The sequence below is a fragment of the Paenibacillus sp. FSL E2-0151 genome (assembly GCF_037993015.1).
In the GTDB taxonomy this organism is placed as follows: Bacteria; Bacillota; Bacilli; order Paenibacillales; family Paenibacillaceae; genus Paenibacillus; species Paenibacillus amylolyticus.
The window spans coordinates 6,856,041-6,879,105 of the sequence record NZ_CP150308.1 but is presented as its reverse complement, the minus strand read 5'-3'; the positions used below and the strand labels follow the sequence as shown (position 1 = coordinate 6,879,105).

Sequence of the window (23,065 nt, the reverse complement as noted above, 5' to 3'; positions counted from 1 at the left end):
GCCCTTTTGTTTTTCGTTAAGCGTAGTGCGTAACGATTTTACTTATTTCAAAATACTCACATATTTCCCGTATACAAATGCTACACGTCCATCCAGCTTCACTTTTACCCAGCCATATTTGTCTGTACTGATCACCTCAAGCAGGGTGCCCTTTGGTACCGCAGCAACGACCTTCGCTTTGGATGAAGCGCCAGCGCGTACGTTCAGGTAAGCCGCAGTAACCTTGGCTTGTTTGCCTTTGATGACAGTTCCCGGTTTACCAGTGCTTGGTGTGGATGGTTTACCAGGTTTCGACGTGCCTGGAGTTGGTGTTGGTTTTGGTACTGTTGGCGTTGTCGGCTTCTCAGGTGTAGGAGTAGTTGCTCCCTCGCCATTGCCTGACGATTTGCGAGCTTTGTTCAGCTGTTGATAGAACGCTCCCTTGGTTTTCACGCCTGCAAATTGTGCTGCATTCACACCTGCTTTGGCAGATAATGTATCAATCTCTTCTTGAGTCACTGCATCCAAAATGTTAATGGAGGCAATGTTGGTGTACTTGCCATCTTCCGTTGTTGGCACAGACATGATGCCATCGTTAACTAACTCCACCACATCTGCACGTTCCGGTGCAGTCAGGTCTACGCCAGTGATTTTCCAGTTGTGTTGAATCTTCGGTTCGTAGACACCTTTCATGACATCTTTCAGATAGGCGATGGACAGGTTGCGAATCGTACCTTGAATCTCACCAAATGCCGAGGCGTCCTTGGAGGACCAGAGCTGCTTGAACTTACGCCCTTCCATGGCGCCACCTTTGGCAATCAGGGCTTCCATCCGGTAGGCATTCATACCGAGCTTCAGCGTATCGTCTTCTTTGACAACTGATCCATTGCTGTACTTGAGATTTGTAATCCGACTACCGTATGGCTTGGTCAGGTCAATCTCATATGTTACGCCGCCGAAGAAATCATCGGTGCTGTATTTGGAAGCACGTCGTTTCGGATCAAAGCTCACGGTCACATCACCCGGGCGTGTGGAGTTGAAGTACCCCGCAGACCACTCCATATAATCCATTAGATCACGTCCGGTTACTTCATATACAGTCACTTCACCAAAGGTGTATTGGTAGTTGAATGCAATATCCTTTTTCTTAATCGGGCCTACATCCAGCTTGGCTTTATCGTTATCAATCTGGTGCGCGACCACATCGGCATCACTGTAATGCAACATCACTTCGGTGAAAAAATCAGACAAAGGTGTTTCCTGGATCTGCACCGCAGGGATACCCTTAATTTCATCGGCAGGCACCAGGTTTGTTCCTTTCAGTTCAGCCACTTCAATGTTGGCATCGGCACGAGCGAACTCGTGGAATGGGTGCAAAGTCTCTTCCAGCGCAGGATCGGAGACTTCATATGTTCCGTCTGTTGCTTTTACAGCGAGTGCTTGAGCTTCTTTGCTTTTCAGCACAACTTTGTCGCCGTCTTTTTCAAATGTCAGATCGATTCGTGAAATATGTGAGCCATATTTATTCGGTTCGGAGATCAATACGCCGTTAACCGTTTGGGATTCAATCAAAGTATGCATGTGTCCGGCAAAAATGGCAGCCAGCTCCGGGTTGGCGTTAGCGATATCCGTCACTCCGGTTCCCGGATTACCGTTCTCGTTGTCCAATCCCATATGCATGAGTCCAACCATGACATCGACTTTGCCTTTCAGCTCAGCAATGGCCTTTTTGGTCTCTTCCACAGGATCTTTGACGATGATGCCGTCCAGGTGATCCGTGCCTTTTTCAAATTCGGTAATCATAGGTGTGTTCATTCCGATAACACCCACTTTGATTCCGTCTTTCTCGATAATCGTATAGGCAGGCATGTAGCGGTCGCCGTTTTCTTTGAAAATGTTACCCACGAGAGGCTGTCCATTGAATTGGGAAGAGATCTTCTCCAGTACGTCCAGTCCAAAGTTAAACTCATGGTTACCCATAACCCATGCGTCATATTTCATTTCGTTCATTGCAACCATCATGGGAGATTGAGGTTGATCATTAAACAACTCAGCCGAGTTATCCTGAATCATGTCTCCTGCATCCAGCAGGATCGTATTGGGATTCTCCGCACGGACTTTTTTCACAATGGTGTAGAGCTGTGTCATGCTACCGGTTGGGTTTGGACCGTCCAGAGCATAGTCCCACGGCATGAATCGACCATGTATATCCGATGTACCCAGCAACGTAATCTTGGTCTCCTTGTCTGCCTCAGCAGCCTGAACCGGAGTGGAAGCAAAAGGGGCGAACAAAATGGAGGCACATAAGAGGAAAGATAAAGGCCATCCGGCGAAACGTTTCGTTGAAATTTTGCGCATGTTGTAATCTCCCTTGTTATCTAGTGTGTGTAAAGATATGTATCATTTCATACTAGATAAACATGTGGTGAATGTAAACTCCAATGTAAGAGTTATGTTGGATTTAAGTGAGTGAATCTATAAATAACTTCAGAAAAAGCATTTAAATCTATTTTTTTACAATAAAATACTATAATTTGACAGGTGTTAAAAACCAAAATTATCCAGTAAAATGATGTTTGTAAGCGCTTTACAAAAAAAGAATACTAAGGAGGAAAATCATTGATTAAGTCTAAGTGGTTCAAAACAGTCGGCTCACTGGCATTGGTAGGGATTCTCGCTGCTTCTGTTGCGGTTGGTAGTGTGAGCGCTGGTCTGGCGAAAGGTAGCAAATTTCTGGGCAATATTATTGCCAACCAGGTTCCTTCGAATTTTAGCCCGTATTGGAATCAGGTAACTCCGGAGAACTCTACCAAGTGGGATGCTGTTGAAGGCACACGCAACGTAATGAATTGGGGCCAGGCGGATATGGCCTACAACTATGCTAACAACAACGGGTTCCCGTTCAAGTTCCATACCCTCGTATGGGGAAGTCAGCAGCCAAATTGGATTAACAGTCTTTCAGCCGCAGATCAGAAGGCTGAAGTGACACAATGGATTAAAGCCGCAGGACAGCGCTATTCCAAGGCAGCATATGTGGATGTCGTCAATGAGCCGTTGCATGCCAAGCCTTCTTATCGCAACGCGATAGGTGGAGATGGAGCCACTGGCTGGGATTGGGTAATCTGGTCATTCCAGCAGGCGAGACAAGCTTTCCCGAACGCGAAATTGCTGATCAATGAATATGGTATTATCGGAGATCCGGCTAAAGCAGATCAATATATTCAGATCATTAACCTTTTGAAAAACAGAGGTCTAGTTGATGGTATTGGTATTCAAGCGCATCACTTCAATATGGACAACGTCTCTGTGAACACGATGAACACGGTACTGAACAAGCTCGCGGCTACGGGGCTACCAATCTATGTATCCGAGCTGGATATGACGGGCGATGATAATACACAATTGCAGCGTTATCAACAAAAATTCCCTGTACTTTGGAAGCATTCTGCCGTTAAAGGTGTGACGCTGTGGGGCTACAATCAGGGGCAAACGTGGGTAAATGGTTCACATCTGGTTAATAGCAACGGTACAGAACGTCCAGCTATGCAATGGCTGAGAAATTACCTGGCGAACAATCCTTAAGCGTGCGTTTGCACGAATCTGAGCTTCCCTTGTGATTCCGATGCCTATTATATAACACCAAATAGCGCCTGTTCCACATGTTAAGCATGGGAACATGGCGCTATTTGTGTTAGTGCTTTCTCTCAACAGTGTTCGGCAATTTATGGTGCAGGGAAGCATTTAATTTTAATCCAAATCAAGACAAAAGCGATCAGCGCAAATATCATTCCGCTCCAGATCAGTTGATGTATTCCCAGGTTTGCGATGAACCATCCGCCGATAGCAGTACCCAGGGTAATACCGAGGTTGGAAAAGGATACATACAAGCTGTTGCCGAATTCAGGCGCGTCCTGCGCTTCAGCGGTTAACCAGGTTTGGCTTACAATTAATCCTCCTGAATGCACGGATGCCCAGAGGATGACTACAATAACCATCCACATGAAGTGGGGACCGGCCCAATAAACAAGTGCGTAAGCTGCTACATACAGCAGGGGGAACATGAGGACAGTTCGGACCACGCTCTTACGCAGAAACTGTCCAAACCCCAAATTTCCGATGATCATGACGACACCAAAGACGGTCAGCACGACACTGATCCATGATCCGCTCATGTGGGTGACCTGTCCAAGATACTCGGCGAAATAGCTGTACACGGAGAACATGGCGGCGAATATAAAAATGACTGCGGCAACATTCAGCCATAATCCAGGTTTGCGCAGAATACCGAGCTGCTGGCCATAGGACATCTTTTCCTTCACGGGCATCGAGGGTAGCCAGATCCATATGCCGATTAAAGCGACCACACTGACCATCGCTCCAAACAGGAAGGCGATTTCGAGGGATAGGCGTTCAGCAAGATACGATGTCAGTGGCACGCCAAAGGCAAAGCCCGCGGTAACTCCGGTGAATACTTTGGCGACGGCCTGACTGCTTTTCTCTGCCGGAACAAGTTGGGCACTGGTGACCAGGGCTACGGAAAAGAAGACGGGATGGAATAACGCGGGAATGATACGGAAGATCAGCATGGTATCAAATGTTGTGGCGTAGGCATAGACCACGTTTGAAATGGCAAACATCAGCACAGCGGCTAAAAGGATAATTTTGCGATTCATCCCGGATGCCAGTAAGGTGAGAAAAGGGCCTGCTATGGCTACAACCAGCGCAAATATACTGACCAGCCAACCTGCCTGTGCAGCCGAGATGCCGAATTTATGCGCAACCTGAGGAAGTACCCCCACGATTCCCATTTCTGTTGTAATAATCCCGAATACCCCGAGTGCCAGCATCAAGATAAGCAGTGGATTGACCTGTTGTGATTTCATGTAAAGCGTACCTCCAATAAATTTAAATATACAGATAAGTAGATATGTTATGCTGAAATGAGCCTGCCTTGCCTCCTATAATATAATGGACATGAGAGTAAGTTCTCTGGATTACATTATATCTAGATTTATAGATTTGTAAATATAAAAGGTGAAACGTCATATCTTTAAGTCGTCTTCTGCTTGTGTTCTACAGGAGTAATTATGCTGACAATAAGCATGGTCTGGCCCATAAAAAAATAGCGACGGCCCAGGGAATCCTTGGGGCCTGACGCTATTGATGTCCGCGTTTTTAACGATGTGTTGGATTAGTTATTTCGGTTGAATAACCATGCTGTTGAATGAATCAGCCTCCAGCTCAATATGAAGGGTCTGCCCTTCCTCGATGGTCAGATACAGGTCACGACGGTCCTGGAATGGATTGTTGATGACAATCACGAGACTGTTATCCGGGTTGCGGAAAGCGACGGATTTCCCGCTCCACGCGCCAGACAAGCCGACTCTTCGAGCACCAGGAACAATATGATGCGCGAAGTGTTTCATCACATAATACTCCGGGTTCCGAGTAACCTCCGTCGTGTCTGGATCTATCGTAATCATGGAGTTCTGCTCCCAGCCCCATGTGCTGCGGCCTTTGGGTTCCAGAACCATGTTCCAGTAGATGTACGCGTTCACTCCGTTGCTGAAGTAGTGCTGGTAGAGGTTATATACATATTTGGCGTAGTTCCATGAGTTGTTGCCATCACCGCATTCGTTCTCGGTTTGCATATAACGCAGCTCCGGATAACTCGCCGAGGTACGTTGAATCGCATTTTTGCCTGCCCACTGATATCCAACACCTTTGATATAGGAATAGGCCTTTGGATCACTCAGGACAAGCCCGGCGTACTCATCGAAGTCATTCGTTTTTTTCTTGATTAATTCCTCCCATGGATCAGGGGCGTTGATCGTTCCCAGCCAGATCTCCGTATCCAGACCGTGTTGGTCAAAAGCCGGGCCCAGATAATCGGCAATAAACTCACGAAGCTGCTCGCCTGTCCACATGCAAGAAGGAAATTTCTGATCTGCAATCACTTCGTTCTGCACATGCACCTGATGGATCGTAATGCCTGCGTCACGGTAAGCCTGTACAAACTTTACGAAATACAGGGCGTAGGCCTCCAGAATATCTTTCTCCCAGCGCAGTGTCCCGTAGTTATAGGCTTTGGGCGACTTCATCCACGTTGGTGGACTCCATGGCGAGGCGAAGAATTGCAGGTTCGGGTTATAACTTAGAGCTTCCTTGATGTAAGGAATCAGGTATTTGAAATCACGATTGATCGAAAAATGTTCCATGGCCACGTCGCCGTCCACCTCGTTGTGGCTGTACCACTGCTCTGCATAATCACTTGCGCCGATCGGCAGGCGACAGATATTAAACTTGTGCTCGCCCTCCGGATGGAAAAGAGAGTGAAATACCTCATGGCGCTGCTCCTCATTCAAGTGAGACAGAGCCATATAACCAAGCTCGTTGAAACAGCCGCCAAACCCTTCCACAAGTTGGTGCTGTTCACCCGTCAGTTTTAAGTTAGCGCTTTCATTAGTTGGCACAAAAGATAGCTCTCTCCACGGGCTGTCTTGGGTTGTGGAATAACCAGTGAGTGTGAATGTCATGTGAATTTCCTCCTCGCTTGAACCTCAGTTGTCATATATATTACGTTCAGTATAACAACTCCCACGGCAAAAGAAGATATGCTAAACCGTGTGAAATTTACCCTAATCGAAGATGGAGTATCACGAGTTCGTATTCGCATAGACAGAACGTATGCTGTATTTGCTTGTGATCGGCGATGTCCATATACCATTATCCAATGTCTTAACACAACTGTCATAACACAACAAAATCCCCGCTGATTATTCAGACGGGGACTTTGCTATGTTTCTCATATTCTCTTATGACTGAAAATGAACGTGAGACACAACTTAAGGCTGTACACTCTCACCAAGCTGTTTATTTTCAAAAATCAGAATTGTTTTGCTACTTCCGATGTAACCAACAGAGGCATTGAATTGCTCCGAGATGAAGCGAACAGGTACAAAAGCTTTACCATTTTTCATCAGAAGAGGAGCATCATTGATCGCAAGTGTGTCATTCACGACAACTTGTTTGTTGCCCACGCTCCAGCGGATAGTCTTGTCATTCTGTGTGATCACAGCTTCGCGCGTACCGCTGTTCCAGTTCACACGGGCATTTAACTGCTCCGAGACAAAACGCAGAGGCACATAGGTCCGGCCTTCATCGATAAAAGGTGCAGCATCCAGTGCGTAAGCACGATCCCCAACATAGGCGGTGGTAGACCCTTCGATTAGACGCTGAAAGCTGCCCTGGGGCGTTCGTTTCTGCTCCCGCACATTCATCCGGTTCAGAAGCTGCATCGTATGACTGCCACTCACAACATCCAGATAATTGTTCTGCGCCGTGAGTCCGGCAGGCTCAACCTCTGAGACAGAAGTCTGAATACCGGAGGATAACGAGGTAGACGCCGAGATATCCTGTATAACATTTGTCGCTGACTGATCACGGGTAAACGTAAAACCTGCGATTGGTGTCAGATCCCACACCCGGTTGTTGGATAATTTCAACACGTCCAGGCTGGAAAGCTGCCGTAAAGGTTCCAGATCATAGATCTGATTGGACTCTGCATTCAGCTCTGTCAGCCCAGTCAGTTCCTCAAGCCCCTTGAGATGCTGTACTTGGTTACCAGAGATATCAAGTGTCCGAAGGCGTGTCATATGCTCCAGTGGTGTCAGATCCGTGATTTGATTACCTGCCACATTCAGATTCCGCAGTGTATTTGGCAATTCAGCCAGTACGTCCAGCGTCTGAATCTGGTTGTTTGCTACATTGAGTTGTTGGAGCCGGGTTTTACCCATGAGCGGTGTCAGATCGTTAATCGTATTGTTCGAGATCTCAAGCCACTTCAGTGCATCCGCATCCGAGAGGGCCGCAAGACTGGCAATCTGGTTACCACTGGCGTGGAACGTATGTAATCGGTTGAACCCACGTACAACCTCTATGGAAGAAATGGAATTGTTGCTGATATACAGCCGTCCCAAGTCTTTTAATTCAGTAAGTGCGTCTATGGATGTAATGTAATTATTGCGAACATCGATCTCGCGAAGCTGGGTTAGGTGCGCCAGCGGTGTGAGATCCTCAATCTCATTTCCATATAATCGGAGGTGTGTCAGGTTGGTTGCATATTCGAGACCGGACAGGCTGTGAATACCCGCATTGCTTAGATCTACCACTTCAAGCTGCTCCAGATCCGTTGAAGTTAATGGCACATCCAGAGGTTTGTTCAGGATTAACTTCAGTCCGTCCTCCAAAGCGGGATCTTCAATGATTCCCTCGCCCAAGTCTGTAGTGGTGTAAGCCATGGCTTGCCCCGATGCCCCGAGACTCAGGATGAATACTAGAAATAATAGCGTCATTCTTCTCATTGCATGCATTCCCTCCGATTTTTAGAATTATAAAATAATCCGAACAGATTGAGTTAGTTAAGTATAGTATCTACACGATAACAGCGACCGGAAGGTTGTTCTGCCCACGGGAGTGTTCAGTGTGAGTTGAAGAGTTTAACATATGCAGGTTCGGCTCAAAGCACATCTATAGTTATTAACCCGTCAACGGGAAAAAGGAACAAGGAATTTCGTAATGGGTATTTCTCTACTTCTATTCTATATGAAACAAACCCTGCTCTGCACTCTTCAGAGACATGTTTATCAAAAAAAATAAAACATCTCCCGCAGACCCTATTCAACCCACCCTTGAAACGGGTAAAGATGAAGTAAAGATGCCATTTTGGAGGGGAAGATGTGAGTATGCGCCAAGCCATGATCATTAGTAATCCATCGTCAGGTAAGGAAGAGGCCGAGCAGTATGTGTCCCAAGTCAGAGAAATTCTGGAGTCACAGCAGTATGAGGTGGTGGTTAATGAGACGGCCGGGGAAGGTGATGCCACCAACTACTGTCTGAGCGCCTGCAAAGACGGCTGTGATCTGGTCATCTCCATCGGAGGCGACGGTACGCTGCATGAGACGATTAACGGCATGATGGATCAGGATCATCGTCCCCGATTAGGCGTTATACCGCTAGGTACGGTGAATGATTTTGCGCGTGCGCTGAATATCTCGCTTGACCCGGAAGAAGCCATTAGGCAGTTACGTTCGAATCAGACCCATATCGTGGATCTGGGGAAAATCAATGATCGCCTGTTTGCCAACGTTGTGGCTGCAGGTTCTTTGGCAGAAGCTTTGTTCTCCGTATCCTCGGAAGAAAAGTCGAAGTTGGGATCATTCGCATATCTCAAAGAAGGCTTGAAAGACCTGGTGAATACACCAGCCAATCATCTAACCATCGAATATGACGGACAGCTCTGGGAGGGGGAATCGCCACTTTTTCTGGCGGCGCTGACCAACTCGGTCGGAGGATTCGAGAAGTTGTCCCCGGATGCAGAGGTGGACGATGGTCTGATACATTGTTTTGTTGTTCGTAATATCAGTGTGTTCAACAGTCTGACCCTGGGCACCTCCCTGTTATTTGGTAGTCTGAAAGACCATAAGGACGTGGACTATTTTACAGCCAAAGAAGTTCATGTTCGCTCAGACGAAGCCATTCGCACTAATGTAGATGGGGAAGAAGGTCCTGCCCTGCCGATTCATATCCGTGTCCTGCCAAGGCATATTGAGGTCATTGTACCGGAAGAAGTATAGTTTATTCTTTTGGATCTATAGGCTGAAATGAAGAACCTATCATTTCTCCATATGAATGTAGGATAAAGCTATTGAAACCGATTGCAGATATATGTCACAATCAAAGGTAAGATACACGATAATATTCGAATATGGAGGGAAAACATCTTGAGAACGATTAAATTGGGCAGCAGTGCACTAGAAGTACCTGTAGTCGCGGTGGGCTGCATGCGGATTAATTCACTAGACGGTAAGGAAGCCGAACATTTTGTTCGTTCTGCAATGGAGGTTGGCGCAAATTTCTTTGACCATGCCGACATTTATGGTACAGGAACATGTGAGGAGATCTTCGCCGAAGCAGTACAGATGAATCCCCAAGTTCGTGAAAATATGATTCTTCAATCCAAATGCGGTATCCGCAAAGGCATGTTTGATTTCTCCAAAGAGCACATCCTGAATTCGGTGGATGGTATCCTGCAACGTCTGAAAACGGAATATCTTGACGTTCTGCTGTTGCACCGTCCTGATGCATTGGTTGAGCCGGAGGAAGTGGCGGAAGCCTTTGATCAACTGGAGCGCGAAGGTAAAGTGCGTCACTTCGGGGTATCTAACCAGAATCCGAACCAGATCGAATTGTTGAAAAAATACGTGAAACAGCCACTGGTAGCCAACCAGTTGCAGATGAGTATTACCAATACCACGATGATTGACAGTGGCATTAATGTGAACATGGAGAACGATGCCGCGGTTAACCGTGACGGTAGCATTCTTGATTACTGTCGTCTGCATGATATCACCATTCAGCCGTGGTCCCCGTTCCAGTACGGATTCTTTGAAGGTGTATTCCTGGGTAGCGACAAGTTCCCGGAATTGAATGCAAAGATTGACGAGATTGCTGCGAAGTATGACGTGAGCAATACAACGATTGCAATCGCATGGTTGCTTCGTCACCCTGCGCAGATGCAACCTGTGACAGGCACGATGAATATTGAACGTCTGCAAGACTGTGTAAAAGCAGGAGATGTTCATCTCACTCGTCCAGAGTGGTATGAAATTTACCGTGCGGCAGGTAACATACTGCCTTAAATCCAAGTTATAGTGAGCATGATGACTGCTGAGTCAGTTGAGAACACGAGCCCGTAGATGGCTCGTGTTTTTTGTCTATTTTCAGGTTTGATGTCAGGCGCGTTTTCGATATAAAATAAAGATAGGAGTGTCTGTTTTATAAAAGGATTAAAATGGTTTTAATACAAATTAGTTGAAATTATTATATTGACCGATACTTTCTAATTACATATAATTACTTTTGCATACCGATAATCCTGTTTGTGTTTTTTTATTTTGGAGGGTGGTGTTCGTTTGGAGTCGACAACCACGATACGCGATCACTTGGAAAGTTATCTGAAGCGTGAACAGATGTCCATTAGTCATTTTTCGGAAACGTCAGGGATTAATTCGGGTACGCTCAGCAATATTTTGAATAAAAATCGGCCGATTGCCATGCAGCAGTTGGATCGCATTACTTCCGCCATGAGACTGGAAGAAGGTTACTTCTATGAGTTATACATAGATGAGTGTTTCGTACACGCGACCCCGGACTGGCGAAGACTGGGACCCTTCCTTCATCGCTGTGCCGAGTTGGACAAGTTGGACTGTATTGAAGAGGTTATTCGTCTGATGATGGATAATCTATCCTATATTCCTTTATTATTTGATGTGGCTGAAGAATTCTTCCAAGCGGGTAAATTCAAACCGGCCATTCTTCTATATGAAAACATTGCTGAAAGCGAGAAAATGCAACATTCCGAGCGGCTTGCACTCTGTCAGTATCGGCTGTTCAGATTGGGACTGACCAATGATCAGCAGCGGAATCTGATTATCGCAGCCCGGTTCGAATATTATGTGGATCGGCTGGATGAGCGCTATCAATTGGATGCGCTTAACGAACTAATTAATGCATTTGGAGCATTGCATAGATGGAACAAGGTTCAGGAGTTATCTGAAAAATTGAAAGTAAAAGCGTCCATCCATTATGAGATGAATGGCCGAAGGAAACAAGAAGAGACCAAAAGACCAATTGTCTTCTATATTCTGTACTCCGATCTAGCTGCAGGAAGTGCCTGTTATCATTTGAAAGACTACACTGGGGCACTTAAATATGTTTCTTTATATTCGGATAATCGCTGGGTGAGGAACCCGGATAAAGATGAAATCGTTGTTATGAATCAGTTTCAGGAATGGGCTGAAGCAAATCGATATATATATCATTTAATGGGCGGTCATTTTGAGGTGTTACCTGATTATCTGGCGTATATCTCAACGAAGGAAAATGAGATATTCCCAGCGCTGTGTGATATTGTAACAGCGGCTAATCGTTATGATAAGGATATTGATCATGTTCTCAAACAGTATGAATCGTACTTCACTTATCAGGAACAGAGTAACCGAATTGGCAAAGTGAGCAGTCAGGTTACGGATGATCGATATTTAAGACTTTTAGCAGATTTGGGTGCATATTATTTAAAGAAAGACGAGTTTCATTTAGGTATAGAATTTGTGCTAGATAGTTTAAAATTTTCTATTGAAATTAGCAGTGGACGAGGTATGCTTAGAGGTGTCGGACTGTTCGAGCAATATCGGGAATTTGCATCTGAGACGGCGAAACAGCAATACAAAATGATAATTAGTGAGGTGCAGAAACTCAATGAAGAGAAAGTTGGCTTTGCTGATAGCTACCTGTAGTATCGTTGTATTCATCGTAGCCCCTGCTACGGAACCTGTCCCAGGCAAGGAAATCCCGAACCCCGAAATTATGAGACCCGCTGATCATGGATTTGGAACTTAATGAAAGTAAAGAACGCTTCTGAGTTATTCAGAAGCGTTCTTTTTTTGTGTATCAAAGTGGAAGAATAAGTATGTCGTATCTCACATGCGCTTATGATTGGCATAATACACTAAAATATGACAAAAAGGAGGGATACTATGGATCGCCTGGATTTGATATCACGGATCGAAGATGCCAGACAGTTGTTATATCGCATGCATATGGAATACGGCAGTCTGCTTCATCCGGAAGTGATCCAGCAATCCGTAGTCCTGGACGGGCTTATTAATCAATACAACAGAGTCAAGGTAGGAAAGGAGATGAATTAAGTTCGCCTATTTACATTTTCGTTTTTGTATACTATAGTTAGTTGCATGAGTAACTAACCGACTAACTGACCAATGAATACGTATGAAAGTTGGAAGCACATGAAATCGACTTTGGATGAATCTCAGCCTATTTTTCATCAGATTGCTACGATGATTATGGACGATATTGTGGAGGGCAGATTGAAGGTGGAAGAACAGGTTCCCTCAACCAATGAACTGTCACGCTTCTACAATATCAATCCGGCTACAGCCCGCAAAGGACTGCAGGAACTCGTGGACAAGGGGATTATATACAAACAGCGAGGTGTTGGAATGTTTGTTGCAAAGGGAGCAAGAGAAGCATTGCTCGTTGAACGGAAGCAAGATTTTTATGAAGAATACATCAAGCCTTTACTTGAAGAAGCCAGACGGATTCACATGAATGAAGACATGATCATTGATCTGATTCGTGGCAAGAAGGATAAGGAGAGTGAGTTATGATTCATATGGAGCAGGTCAACTACAGCTACCAGAAGACGCCCGTGCTGAACTAGGTTACGCTACATGAGAGTGAGCCAATCATTAGTGCAATCTGGGGAAGAAATGGAGCGGGTAAAACAACCATGATGAGTTTACTTGCAGGGCATAACCGCCCGGACAGTGGAACCGTTCAGATCATGGGTCAAGACCCCTATAATAATCTGGCTGCCCAAGAGCATCTGTGTTACATCCAGGAGAATCATCCCCTGGGGAAAAATTGGACAGTTAGTGACATGGTTCAAATGGGACAATATTTTCATCCGCAGTGGAATCAGGATTTGGCGGAACGTTTAATCGATGTGTTCGAACTACCGACGAAGAAAAAGATCATTAAATTTTCGAAAGGCATGAAGACTGCTGCCCAGATTATATTGGGTCTTGCCAGTAATGCAAAGATAACCATTCTGGATGAGCCCACCAATGGACTCGATGCTGAGAAGCGTAAATTCTTCTATAATGCGCTACTGGAAAGTTATGAAGATAACCCGCGTCTGATTCTCATATCCAGCCACCATATTGAGGAGATTCAGCCTTTATGTGAGTCCCTTATCGTTTTGCAAGCCGGAGAGGTGTTGTTAAATCAACCGATGGAAGAGATACGCGAAAAAGGAGTTCTTCTAACAGGGGGAATTGATGATATTAACCGAGTTACAGCAGGTGTTAAAGTTATAGAGTCTTCCCAGATGGGATCAACTGTAAAAGTGATGATTGATGAGCCCTACTCGAAAATGTGGAAGGATATCGCTCATTCACAGGGGCTTTCCATTGAGAAAGCGACATTACAAGATTATTTGGTTAACAGGACCCGTAATCAAGAGGGGGTTAAACCATGAACGCAGTAAAAGGTACGAACCGACTGATTCGCGATGATATGCGTTTGTTTCTGAGCATATTTTCATCCATCGCTCTAATGCTCGCCGTTGTATATCTGGCCATTGGCTTCATATTTGATGTCTCGTATGCTACGCAACTGTTTGGTCCCATGTACGGAGGGATATGTGCGTTTGCCATCGGGGGAATGATTACACTGTTTCCGGTTGCGATTGGTATGGGCAGTACACGAATTCAATTCATGAAATCCTTCTATATGAACTCGGTATGGATGGTTGCAGGCACCATGGTCATTCTGCATGTGGCGTATTTCCTCATACACCTGCTTCAGGAAAAAGGAATTGTTGACGTAACCCTTTATCAACCAGGCATGTTGTATTCAAACAAATATCATTTTTTATCCTACCTGTGGATCGATCTGATGAGCGGCTTTCTCGTACTGGGAATCTCTGTCTTCCCAACGGTTTGTTGGATGCGCTTGGGGATGCGTAACTTCTTCATTATGTTCTTTGGGGTAGGCCTAATGATCACTCTGATCGTTGTCTTCGCAGATCTTGGGGAGTGGATGAAGTGGTTTGCGAATGTGAATATGATGACACTGTTCACCGTTCTGGGATGTATTGGTGGTGCGCTACTTCTATCTACGTACCCGATGATGAAGAATGCGCCGCTTACTATGAAATCCAAAAAAGACTGACAGGAAACAGTTATAAAGGAACTGGGCAAGGAATCTAAGCGAAATCTCCGAAATTAGAAAACACGAGTGCGAACACGCCTCGTGTTTTTTGTATCATCCTAAATCATTGGATTCACCTATTCAACAATCTTTATACGTAATTCCAAATGAAGGTGCATCCCTTAAGCTTGAGCCTGCGGTTTGAATCCTTCGTCTTTGAGGTACTCGCCGGCTTCGCTACGTGACTCAAAAGCCATATCCAGATTATCACCGGAATATACATACCACATGTCATCTTCGTATTTTAAAGTCAGCGTATGTCCATCTTCATCGATCCACGTTCCGCCACCCGTAGAGGTTGTAGACAATACAGGAGCAGTAGCTTTTACTTGTTCTGGCTCTTCGAATTCAACTGCGTTGGGATTGTGAGACATCGCTTGGATCGTTTCATCTAACAATGTGCGCAGATCTGCTTCGGAGTAATCACGAATATTGACGAATCCTTTAGCATCGGTCTCATAGTTAGGCAGTAGCCCTGCATAGATATAACCGTTTCCGTTAGGATGAATATGGAGAGCAACAATTTTTTTATCATACGCACTATCCTCGTAGTGGAAATTAACTCGACCGAGAGAAACATCTTTGCGTTGCAGTTGGGGATACGATTGTAGCACTTCTAGCTTTTGTTCCACGTTAAGCATAATTGCCTCCTGTAAATGTTCAATAGAGGTGATTATAACATGCCCTCCTGTTAATTTCCCGATAAAATGTTTCTCCCCAGTTCTTTCAGGTGTTCCATAACTTGCAGATAGGGATATGGCCCATAGCTTACACGTGCTACACCCAGTGTGGCAAGCTGTTTTGGTGAAGGCTCAGGAGACGTAACCATAACGTTAATTGGCAGCTGTGAACGCTCACACAATTCCTGAATCAGTTGGTGATCCTGCAAACCGGGTACAAACAGACCACTGGCTCCTGCATCTGCATAATGGCTCGAACGTATAAGTGCTTCCTCCAGGAGAGAGTGGTTATGGTGTTCAGGTGCATGTTGCAGAAAAATATCTGTGCGGGCGTTAATGAACAACGGGATGCCTGCCTGCTGCGCAGCTTCCCGGGCGGCGGACAATCTCGGGCATTGCTCCTCCACAGTGTACAATCCCAAGCCAGCGGGAAGTTGATCTTCAATGTTGATTCCTACAGCACCATGATCGATGACTTGCAGGATATTTCGCTTCACTTCTGACACAGACCTCCCATACCCTCCCTCTATATCGATCGTTACAGGCAGATCCACGCTCGCTGTAATCCGTGCGAGATTGGCAAGCACCAGATGGAATGGCATGGCTTCACCATCGCGTTCACCGTGGGCCGCAGCAACGGACCAGGCTTCCGGTAGCAATGGCCGTTGCTCCAGCGGATTGGATGGCTTGTGCGCTTCCGGCATCCCATACATTGACCAGAACAAGTGGTTTTCCTTTCACATGGTATTGTTGGAACAACGCTGCTTTTTCTTCTAAGGTACTCATATTATGTTGACTCTCCTTTGTTATATCATGCATTCCTTTGGACATTTGATGCGTACTTCATTCCGTTATTCGCAGCTATCCTGTTCCTGCCTCTGTTTCTCGTGAGTCAAAAGCCAGTTTTTGCGAGTTAATCCCCCGCCGTATCCGCCCAACTCACCACTGGCATTGATTACACGGTGACATGGAATCACAATCGCAAGCTGATTGGCTCCATTCGCCTGTGCCACAGCTCGGCAAGCAGTCGGTTTTCCCAGTGCATTTGCAATCTCTTGATATGACCTCGTTTCACCAGCCGGAATGGCCAGCAACTCATCCCACACACGCTTTTGGAATGGTGTTCCTAAACAGAACAACGGTGTGTCAAATGCTGTCCGAATACCTTGAAAGTACTCGTTTAGTTCACGCTCAATGGACTGGATGGGAGCTGTAGTGCCGGGTACAATCGCTGATTTGGTTCGTTTGCGCAGACGCTCAACTTCGCGTTCCAGACCTCTGCGGTCCACAAATTCCAGTAAATATAGCGACTCCTCATCTGCAATGGCCATCATCGGGCCGAGGCGGGTGTCAATCCAGGACGCTTTTAGGATATGTCCTTCATCGACTTGTGTAGGGGCGGCACCCATGATCCGTGAAAAGGCATCGCGGAAGCCGCTGCTTGATTCATATCCGGTAGATAATTGGCTATCAATCACGGTGCGGCCGGAGCTAATATTTTTCAGGGCAAGTCCCATGCGGCGAGCGCGAGCATATTCGACAAAGGTCATGCCGAACCGCTTCTTGAATTGTCGGCGCGCCGTGGATTCGTCGATGGAGAGGGCCTTGAAATCCTGTCCTTTCCAGCGTTTCTCCGGATTTTTCTCCACAGCTTCCACTAATATGCGAACCACATCGGATACTTGGTTGGGGTGAGAGAGCGGGCGACAGCGCTGGCAAGGGCGATAAGAGGCCAGAAGTGCCTGTTGAGCCGTCTCATAGAATTCGCAGTTTTCGAATTTTGGCTTTCGCGCAGGGCATGTGGGACGACAGAACACACCTGTGGTTCGGACTCCAACATAGAATAAACCCTCGTATTCCGAATCCTTGGCCACAAGCGCCTCGTAATATTGTTCCTTCAGATCAGCAGAAATCATGGGGGCACGTCCTTACTCATTAGAATCTTTATCTATACCTATTATAGAAAAACGTTGCAGCAAGCATCGCCGAAAATCAGGCATGAATATTGGATAAATTGAATCTGATATAACATTTAAATTCGGTTGTTCAGAATTTGTTTAGAGTGAACTGGTAGTATAGACCTATCAGGGTAGGGTTACTTAGGCAAAGATACCTATATAGTGAAAAAGTGAGTTATTGATAATTCATTGTTATAGGAAAAATACATAGGTAAACATGAAATTAAAGATTAGTGGAATGAAAGTCTGGAGGTCGAATAGAATGAGATATTCTACGTACAAAAGTATTTATGAATCCGTTTATACCAAAACGTCCGAGTCTCGCACCATGTATGTTAAAGGTCAATTCATGCAGCGTGTGAAGACGCCAACCTGGCTAATGAAGATCGTCACTATAACTCTAATTATAATCATAGGGTGTAGTGCTGTATTCACTGCATTTGCCGGAGATGAGCAATTGTTGTCGGGGGACCAGATCGTTGTATCTCAGGGAGATACACTGTGGGGCATTTCATTGGCACATAAACCTCAGCAGATGGACACTCGTGTGTATGTAGAAGTAATCAAGAAAGTGAACAAAATCGAGCATAACGCCATTCAGATTGGACAAGTGTTGGTCTTGCCTGGGTTTGATCGATAAATTAAACAGTGCATGACGTCATGAACAGAGTTCTTTTTTTACTCATCGAGGTGCAGTTACATACTGAATTTATTAATCATTTACATATAATGGAGCTTCATGTGGGACGATATGGTGTAGTGATTAGTAAGTGGTGTGTTGGATATACGTGCTGTAGATAGATGAAGGGAGAATTAGATGATGAAAATAAATATAAAGAAATCTGCACTTTGCATGTCTGTGCTCTGTATTTCGCTATTCGTCAGTGCCTGTGGCACTAGTGGTGAATCGGTTCAGGAACATGCCTATCCGGAATCGAAGCAACCTGTAGAGGAAGCTGGAGAAAACTCTGTACCGAATGCGGATGCGAAGAATAACAATAGCCAAGGCAGTGCCAGTGGTGATGAGGGCAAGCCTACGGCTCAATCGGAATCCACTGAACCGTCTGAGAAGATTGATATCGTCATTGACCAGTCGGAGAAACCGAGCGAGGGTAACAGCTTTGATTTCGGAATTAAACAGGTTCCGAAGGGGTATACACTAACGGAGATGCGGTGGACGTCTAACACGGTGACGATTGTGAATTCACTACAGGAAGCCATTGAACATGGTGGAAATGGTGAAGAGGGGTTTTACTTTAGCGGCAATGGACAATTCTCCGGCTTTATCTATTCGGATGAGATGAAGGGCGAGCGGGGCAAAGCGACATTTGTCTTCACAAATGATGAGGGGAACGAAATCATGTCCGAGAAAGAAATTACGTTGAAGTAGCGTAGGCATATCATGAAGGCTCCATCTAGAGCCTGTTGAACAGGAAAAGCAGCCACTTGGGCTGCTTTTTTTGACATATATAATTACAAGCTCGCCGATCTATCTGTCGCTACATCTATAAAGATTGAACTGAAGATTTACACTAGAACGTAGAGGACAGAAATAACCAGAAGAAGCAAAGCGTTCGCCTTTATACCCTGATTTTCACCTTTAAAAAGTAATTAAAAAAATCGGAGGATAACAGCGATCTGAAGGTTGTTTTGTCATCGGAGTGGCAAGTGTAAATATTGTTTTTTAGTTCAATTTATATAGTTGCTACATAAAGTCAAAGAAATAACGGACCACGTGGAACATAACCGGCGAGGTATAGGTCAGGCTGTCGACTCGGCTCAGGTAGCTTTTTTTGAGCGAATCGAACTTGTTGTCATCCCCGATTAACAGATCGCGCTTCAGTACAGACACCGTCAGACTACCGAAGAATCCGGCCAGACTGATCAACACTCCGATGAACAGCGAGAATTTCCAATCAAATGGCGTCAGGTAGGGATGGATGAAATAAGACGTAGCTGTCGTTACAATAAACGCACACGCAAACCCTTCCCAGGTGACAAATGGATTGGCGGTAGGCACCACTTTTCGTTTGCCCAGATAGAGAGAGACCAGATAGTGCACCACATCATTAAGCTGTGTTAGCACGACCAAGAACAGCACCAGCTTGGAGCCGTACTCCGGTGAGGCAAATGGGAAATAGGCCAGGTGGCTCAGTCCAAACACCATCAGCATTAGTCCCCATTGTGTGGAGCTGACACTGCGCAGGAAACCGACCGTACCTTTGTTAATCAGGCGTGGCAAGGGCAGCACCAGGAACACATATAGGGGAATAAACACGATAAACATGCCATACCATCCAATGTAGATCCAGTAAAACTGAACCGGAATCGCCAGATACGCCCACAGGAACAGTCTGCGGTCGGCTTTGCGTGTACTGCGAATCATGGAGAAGTATTCTTTGAGTGAGAAGAATGCAAGCACCATGAGGGAGATGAGGGACACAATGGGGTTAAAAAGGGTGGCGAGGCAGAAAATCACAAACATACCCCACCAGGTTTTGATTTTTTGGCCGATGCCTGAATAGTCTTTGCTTGGCTGAAGCTTTGCAATAATTTTGTACACGATATGTATCACAAGTAAAGCTGTGAAGATTAACGTTAGTGTAAAGAGTGAACTGCTCACGTACCGATCACCTGCTTATTCAAAGTAAGATTCCATTATAGGGTACCTATGTTATTATGAAGGAATAGTGCCAACTTGATAAGGGGAAATTTTGCTATGACAGATGAACGCTCCATCTATATCCTGCTTACGAATACAGGAACGCTGTTTACCAAGGTTATTCAGAGCTATACCCGAGCGCCATATAATCACGCATCGATCTCATTTGACCGGGAGTTAACCGAGCTGTACAGCTTCGGCCGCAAGCATCCGAGCAATCCGCTGAATGGCGGGTTTGTGAAGGAAAATATTCAGACAGGTACATACAGCAAGTATCCCAATACCACATGTGTCATATACAAGCTTCAGGTGACGGATCGTGAAGTGGAAAAGATGAAACGTGTGCTGCACATCTTCATCCGCAGCCGCCAGAAATATATGTACAATCTGCTCGGCGTGATCGGCATTACACTCAAGGAACCGGTGGAGTTCAGCAACTCCTACTTCTGCTCCCAATTTGTAGCTGAGATTCTGCAGCGTTCGGGAATCAAACTGTGGAACAAGCTGCCTGCGCTGGTGACACCGAATGATTTTCGCCAGAGTGAACGATTGCAACTGGTTTATGAAGGGAAACTAAGTGAGTATACGCTGGGGAATGCAGAGCAAGAGTAGGGTAGGTGTGTGTGCTGGTGCTTGCCAAGCAAATCCAATCATGAAATAGCCTGCTGCCACGGATAACGAGGCAACAGGCTGTTTGTGTACTTCATGTAGATGATGGTGAGGATCGGTCGAAATTAACCTCTTCAAGGAATTCGATCACTTCACCATTCGGACTGTGGACGAGCGCATTTCTAACCCGAAGTGCAGGTTCGCCAAGCGATATCCAATCCGGTTCAACGTAGGCCTTGGCTCCATAGGCGAGCGCTCGCTGATAGATATCTTCTACATCATGCACGTAAAAGGCGAAATGTAACAGTGCGCCGTGCCGGACCGCTTCAGGCGAGGTGGCAGGTTCACCCTCGGCGGGAATGACGGCTTTTGGATCAAATACCTCAATACAGGTGCGCTGATCCGGAGAGATCAGCATACATGCCTCGGTAATGTGGAAGGAAGGCAAACTCCAGGAGTGACCGACCTTGAATCCCAATACTTTTGTATAAAACGCCAGAGTATCTTCGTAATTACGAGCCTGAATGGCTACATGTGCAAGTCCAATAACACTCACATTACATCGCTCCTTCTTCAGATTGTATTCTAAATTATAGGGTTGATAACGCATTGGAACCATACAATATCAAAGGATATAATGAGATAAAATCTAACTATTTTTAGCTAATTTATCAGGGAAACCTTATTAAATAAGTCGACGACTCGGAGGTCTTGCAAATGGAACACATGATAGATGAAATCGATCAGCAGATTATGCGCTTGTTGCAACATCATGCACGTATCCCCGTTGCACAGATAAGCAAAGAAATTAACATGTCCCAACCTTCGGTTAAGGAAAGAATTCTGAAACTGGAGGAGAGAGGTGTAATAACGGGATATTCGACCATCTATAATCTAGCCCAATTGAACCGTGGAACCACGACATTTATTTTGCTCAAAACAGAGCATTGCGACGAGTTGGTCCAGTTCTGTGAACAGGCTATCGAAGTCACGGATGTCTATCGGATTAGCGGTGAGTATAACTATCTGATCAAGGTACAGACGGCGTCCATTGAAGAACTTGCCGAATTTCAGGATTCACTGGTGAAGCTGGGACCCTCCAAATCCCATATCAGCATGAAAAATATTATGGAAAACCGTGTTCTTCTTTAAGATATGAGAGAGACTAGAGAGAAGACATTTGTTCTGGCACCGGATTCGTTCAAAGAAAGCATGACAGCGAAAGAAGTATGTATCGCGATGGAAAAAGGGTTGCGTAAAATATATCCGACGGCAGACTATATTCATGTACCTATGGCAGATGGTGGAGAAGGTACGGTGCAGTCCCTTGTGGACGCTTCCGGCGGCGTCCTTCACCAGCACGAGGTGAGCGGACCATTGGGCCAGACAGTCACTGCGCAGTATGGCATTCTGGGTGGCGGAACAACGGCGGCCATCGAGATGGCATCGGCCAGCGGCATCCACTTGGTTACCAAGGACACCCAGGACCCGCTCCGGACGACAACCTATGGAACAGGCGAGATGATTCGCGCATGTCTGGACCTTGGCATACGCAAGATCATCATTGGTATTGGTGGTAGCGCGACCAACGATGGTGGGGCTGGCATGGCTGAAGCGCTTGGTGCGAAGTTTCTGGATGCAGAGGGTCGTCCGCTTGCGCGTGGTGGCGGGGTTCTGGATCAACTGGCTCAGATTGATGTATCTGGTCTGGATGAGCGTTTGCAAGAAGTGGAGTTCATTGTGGCCTGTGATGTGACCAATCCCCTATGTGGGGAGCATGGCGCATCAAGGGTGTTTGGACCACAAAAAGGGGCTACCCCAGAGATGGTTGAACAGCTGGATGCGAATCTGTCCCATTATGCAGATGTAGTGAAACGGCAGCTACACAAAGATATCCGAGATGTACAAGGAGCGGGAGCGGCTGGTGGATTGGGCGCAGGACTCTTGATTTTTACACAGGCTGTATTACGTAAAGGGATTGAGATTGTCATTGAATATACTGAGTTGCGTAAAAAGTTGATTGCTGCGGATGTGGTATTTACGGGTGAAGGCGGTATCGACTTCCAAACGAAATTTGGCAAGACCCCCTATGGTGTTGCTCGGGCAGCCAAGGAAGCAGGTAAACCTGTGATTGCCCTTGCAGGTTGTGTGGGCGAAGGGATTGACACCCTCTACGCGGAAGGCATCGATGCCATATTTGGTATTGTGCCTGGGGCAGCAGATCTGGATCGACTATTGCGAGAAGGCCCGGAGAATGTGGAACGTACCGCCGAGAATATTGCAAGAGTACTGAAGCTGGGGTTGCTTTCTTAGGTCAGTGACCA

General features: G+C 45.9%; 23 protein-coding genes. 13 read left to right on the top strand and 10 right to left on the bottom strand.

Annotation, left to right across the window (positions count from 1 at the left end):
* Positions 1-42: 42 nt before the first annotated feature.
* Positions 43-2,337 carry a 5'-nucleotidase C-terminal domain-containing protein gene (locus MHI55_RS30485; protein ID WP_340388109.1) on the bottom strand — a complete coding sequence of 765 codons (2,295 nt, stop codon included), beginning with the start codon at positions 2,335-2,337 and terminating at the stop codon, positions 43-45.
* Positions 2,338-2,598: 261 nt separating this feature from the next.
* Here MHI55_RS30485 and MHI55_RS30480 point away from each other — a divergent pair, with 261 nt between their 5' ends.
* The gene (locus MHI55_RS30480) at positions 2,599-3,561 is read left to right on the top strand and encodes an endo-1,4-beta-xylanase (RefSeq protein WP_100526707.1); all 963 of its coding nucleotides are present in this window, start codon (positions 2,599-2,601) and stop codon (positions 3,559-3,561) included.
* Between the two features lie 140 nt (positions 3,562-3,701).
* On the opposite strand, the gene MHI55_RS30475 is transcribed toward MHI55_RS30480, so the two are convergent.
* From MHI55_RS30475 to MHI55_RS30465, 3 genes are all read right to left on the bottom strand, one after another.
* Positions 3,702-4,862, bottom strand: a complete 1,161-nt coding sequence (locus MHI55_RS30475) for an MFS transporter (RefSeq protein ID WP_340388107.1) — start codon at positions 4,860-4,862, stop codon at positions 3,702-3,704.
* A gap of 312 nt (positions 4,863-5,174) precedes the next feature.
* Positions 5,175-6,515: a glycoside hydrolase family 30 protein gene (locus MHI55_RS30470; protein WP_340388105.1), complete on the bottom strand. Its 1,341-nt coding sequence runs from the start codon at positions 6,513-6,515 to the stop codon at positions 5,175-5,177.
* Between the two features lie 309 nt (positions 6,516-6,824).
* Positions 6,825-8,342, bottom strand: coding sequence for a leucine-rich repeat domain-containing protein (locus tag MHI55_RS30465; RefSeq protein ID WP_340388103.1), 1,518 nt, complete (start codon positions 8,340-8,342; stop codon positions 6,825-6,827).
* Positions 8,343-8,723: 381 nt separating this feature from the next.
* On the opposite strand from MHI55_RS30465, the gene MHI55_RS30460 reads away from it, so the two are divergent.
* The 7 genes from MHI55_RS30460 (at position 8,724) to MHI55_RS30430 (ending at position 14,793) form a co-directional block, all read left to right on the top strand.
* Positions 8,724-9,614 (top strand): diacylglycerol kinase family protein, encoded by an 891-nt coding sequence (locus MHI55_RS30460; RefSeq protein ID WP_340390662.1) that lies wholly within the window; start codon positions 8,724-8,726, stop codon positions 9,612-9,614.
* 147 nt (positions 9,615-9,761) lie between these two features.
* Positions 9,762-10,679 (top strand): aldo/keto reductase family oxidoreductase, encoded by a 918-nt coding sequence (locus tag MHI55_RS30455; protein ID WP_076213731.1) that lies wholly within the window; start codon positions 9,762-9,764, stop codon positions 10,677-10,679.
* A gap of 273 nt (positions 10,680-10,952) precedes the next feature.
* Positions 10,953-12,335 carry a transcriptional regulator gene (locus tag MHI55_RS30450; RefSeq protein WP_340388101.1) on the top strand — a complete coding sequence of 461 codons (1,383 nt, stop codon included), beginning with the start codon at positions 10,953-10,955 and terminating at the stop codon, positions 12,333-12,335.
* A gap of 240 nt (positions 12,336-12,575) precedes the next feature.
* On the top strand, positions 12,576-12,746 hold the full coding sequence (locus tag MHI55_RS30445; protein ID WP_340388099.1) for an aspartyl-phosphate phosphatase Spo0E family protein: 171 nt from the start codon (positions 12,576-12,578) through the stop codon (positions 12,744-12,746).
* 99 nt (positions 12,747-12,845) lie between these two features.
* Positions 12,846-13,226, top strand: a complete 381-nt coding sequence (locus tag MHI55_RS30440; protein ID WP_036611682.1) for a GntR family transcriptional regulator — start codon at positions 12,846-12,848, stop codon at positions 13,224-13,226.
* Positions 13,227-13,303: 77 nt separating this feature from the next.
* Positions 13,304-14,098 carry an ABC transporter ATP-binding protein gene (locus MHI55_RS30435; protein ID WP_340390661.1) on the top strand — a complete coding sequence of 265 codons (795 nt, stop codon included), beginning with the start codon at positions 13,304-13,306 and terminating at the stop codon, positions 14,096-14,098.
* Positions 14,095-14,793, top strand: a complete 699-nt coding sequence (locus MHI55_RS30430; RefSeq protein ID WP_340388097.1) for a hypothetical protein — start codon at positions 14,095-14,097, stop codon at positions 14,791-14,793. The genes MHI55_RS30435 and MHI55_RS30430 overlap by 4 nt, the downstream gene beginning before the upstream one ends.
* Positions 14,794-14,954: 161 nt before the next feature.
* Here MHI55_RS30430 and MHI55_RS30425 read toward each other — a convergent pair whose 3' ends face one another.
* The 4 genes from MHI55_RS30425 to MHI55_RS30410 all read right to left on the bottom strand — a co-directional run bounded on the left by MHI55_RS30425 (position 14,955) and on the right by MHI55_RS30410 (position 17,428).
* Positions 14,955-15,473: a hypothetical protein gene (locus MHI55_RS30425; protein WP_076329362.1), complete on the bottom strand. Its 519-nt coding sequence runs from the start codon at positions 15,471-15,473 to the stop codon at positions 14,955-14,957.
* 50 nt (positions 15,474-15,523) lie between these two features.
* Positions 15,524-16,114 (bottom strand): isocitrate lyase/phosphoenolpyruvate mutase family protein, encoded by a 591-nt coding sequence (locus tag MHI55_RS30420; RefSeq protein WP_340390660.1) that lies wholly within the window; start codon positions 16,112-16,114, stop codon positions 15,524-15,526.
* A gap of 16 nt (positions 16,115-16,130) precedes the next feature.
* Positions 16,131-16,298 (bottom strand): isocitrate lyase/phosphoenolpyruvate mutase family protein, encoded by a 168-nt coding sequence (locus MHI55_RS30415; RefSeq protein WP_340388093.1) that lies wholly within the window; start codon positions 16,296-16,298, stop codon positions 16,131-16,133.
* A gap of 65 nt (positions 16,299-16,363) precedes the next feature.
* Entirely contained in the window at positions 16,364-17,428 is a 1,065-nt protein-coding gene (locus MHI55_RS30410; protein WP_340388091.1) for a trifunctional transcriptional activator/DNA repair protein Ada/methylated-DNA--[protein]-cysteine S-methyltransferase, read from the bottom strand.
* A gap of 304 nt (positions 17,429-17,732) precedes the next feature.
* Here MHI55_RS30410 and MHI55_RS30405 point away from each other — a divergent pair, with 304 nt between their 5' ends.
* Positions 17,733-18,110, top strand: coding sequence for a LysM peptidoglycan-binding domain-containing protein (locus tag MHI55_RS30405; protein ID WP_340388089.1), 378 nt, complete (start codon positions 17,733-17,735; stop codon positions 18,108-18,110).
* Positions 18,111-18,287: 177 nt separating this feature from the next.
* Complete coding sequence (locus MHI55_RS30400) at positions 18,288-18,860, top strand: hypothetical protein (protein ID WP_340388087.1); 573 nt, start codon at positions 18,288-18,290, stop codon at positions 18,858-18,860.
* Positions 18,861-19,175: 315 nt separating this feature from the next.
* Here MHI55_RS30400 and MHI55_RS30395 read toward each other — a convergent pair whose 3' ends face one another.
* On the bottom strand, positions 19,176-20,093 hold the full coding sequence (locus MHI55_RS30395; RefSeq protein ID WP_076252010.1) for a phosphatidate cytidylyltransferase: 918 nt from the start codon (positions 20,091-20,093) through the stop codon (positions 19,176-19,178).
* Positions 20,094-20,189: 96 nt separating this feature from the next.
* Here MHI55_RS30395 and MHI55_RS30390 point away from each other — a divergent pair, with 96 nt between their 5' ends.
* Positions 20,190-20,744 (top strand): hypothetical protein, encoded by a 555-nt coding sequence (locus tag MHI55_RS30390; RefSeq protein WP_340388085.1) that lies wholly within the window; start codon positions 20,190-20,192, stop codon positions 20,742-20,744.
* Between the two features lie 91 nt (positions 20,745-20,835).
* Here MHI55_RS30390 and MHI55_RS30385 read toward each other — a convergent pair whose 3' ends face one another.
* Complete coding sequence (locus tag MHI55_RS30385; protein ID WP_340388083.1) at positions 20,836-21,297, bottom strand: VOC family protein; 462 nt, start codon at positions 21,295-21,297, stop codon at positions 20,836-20,838.
* Positions 21,298-21,458: 161 nt separating this feature from the next.
* Between MHI55_RS30385 and MHI55_RS30380 the strand changes: the two genes are divergently transcribed.
* Together MHI55_RS30380 and MHI55_RS30375 are read left to right on the top strand one after the other, a co-directional pair.
* The gene (locus tag MHI55_RS30380; protein ID WP_036671743.1) at positions 21,459-21,893 is read left to right on the top strand and encodes an Lrp/AsnC family transcriptional regulator; all 435 of its coding nucleotides are present in this window, start codon (positions 21,459-21,461) and stop codon (positions 21,891-21,893) included.
* 3 nt (positions 21,894-21,896) lie between these two features.
* Positions 21,897-23,054 (top strand): glycerate kinase, encoded by a 1,158-nt coding sequence (locus MHI55_RS30375; RefSeq protein ID WP_340388081.1) that lies wholly within the window; start codon positions 21,897-21,899, stop codon positions 23,052-23,054.
* The last annotated feature ends 11 nt before the right edge of the window (positions 23,055-23,065 follow it).

What these genes read in the sequence shown, in the direction of transcription:
- MHI55_RS30470 (WP_340388105.1), bottom strand. Translation starts at nt 6,515, where the DNA reads ATGACATTCACACTCACTGGTTATTCCACAACCCAAGACAGCCCGTGG.
- MHI55_RS30390 (WP_340388085.1), top strand. Translation starts at nt 20,190, where the DNA reads ATGACAGATGAACGCTCCATCTATATCCTGCTTACGAATACAGGAACG.
- MHI55_RS30440 (WP_036611682.1), top strand. Translation starts at nt 12,846, where the DNA reads ATGAAATCGACTTTGGATGAATCTCAGCCTATTTTTCATCAGATTGCT.
- MHI55_RS30415 (WP_340388093.1), bottom strand. Translation starts at nt 16,298, where the DNA reads ATGAGTACCTTAGAAGAAAAAGCAGCGTTGTTCCAACAATACCATGTG.
- MHI55_RS30380 (WP_036671743.1), top strand. Translation starts at nt 21,459, where the DNA reads ATGGAACACATGATAGATGAAATCGATCAGCAGATTATGCGCTTGTTG.
- MHI55_RS30410 (WP_340388091.1), bottom strand. Translation starts at nt 17,428, where the DNA reads ATGATTTCTGCTGATCTGAAGGAACAATATTACGAGGCGCTTGTGGCC.
- MHI55_RS30465 (WP_340388103.1), bottom strand. Translation starts at nt 8,342, where the DNA reads ATGAGAAGAATGACGCTATTATTTCTAGTATTCATCCTGAGTCTCGGG.
- MHI55_RS30425 (WP_076329362.1), bottom strand. Translation starts at nt 15,473, where the DNA reads ATGCTTAACGTGGAACAAAAGCTAGAAGTGCTACAATCGTATCCCCAA.
- MHI55_RS30405 (WP_340388089.1), top strand. Translation starts at nt 17,733, where the DNA reads ATGAGATATTCTACGTACAAAAGTATTTATGAATCCGTTTATACCAAA.
- MHI55_RS30485 (WP_340388109.1), bottom strand. Translation starts at nt 2,337, where the DNA reads ATGCGCAAAATTTCAACGAAACGTTTCGCCGGATGGCCTTTATCTTTC.
- MHI55_RS30400 (WP_340388087.1), top strand. Translation starts at nt 18,288, where the DNA reads ATGATGAAAATAAATATAAAGAAATCTGCACTTTGCATGTCTGTGCTC.
- MHI55_RS30460 (WP_340390662.1), top strand. Translation starts at nt 8,724, where the DNA reads ATGCGCCAAGCCATGATCATTAGTAATCCATCGTCAGGTAAGGAAGAG.
- MHI55_RS30475 (WP_340388107.1), bottom strand. Translation starts at nt 4,862, where the DNA reads ATGAAATCACAACAGGTCAATCCACTGCTTATCTTGATGCTGGCACTC.
- MHI55_RS30375 (WP_340388081.1), top strand. Translation starts at nt 21,897, where the DNA reads ATGAGAGAGACTAGAGAGAAGACATTTGTTCTGGCACCGGATTCGTTC.
- MHI55_RS30430 (WP_340388097.1), top strand. Translation starts at nt 14,095, where the DNA reads ATGAACGCAGTAAAAGGTACGAACCGACTGATTCGCGATGATATGCGT.
- MHI55_RS30445 (WP_340388099.1), top strand. Translation starts at nt 12,576, where the DNA reads ATGGATCGCCTGGATTTGATATCACGGATCGAAGATGCCAGACAGTTG.
- MHI55_RS30420 (WP_340390660.1), bottom strand. Translation starts at nt 16,114, where the DNA reads ATGCCATTCCATCTGGTGCTTGCCAATCTCGCACGGATTACAGCGAGC.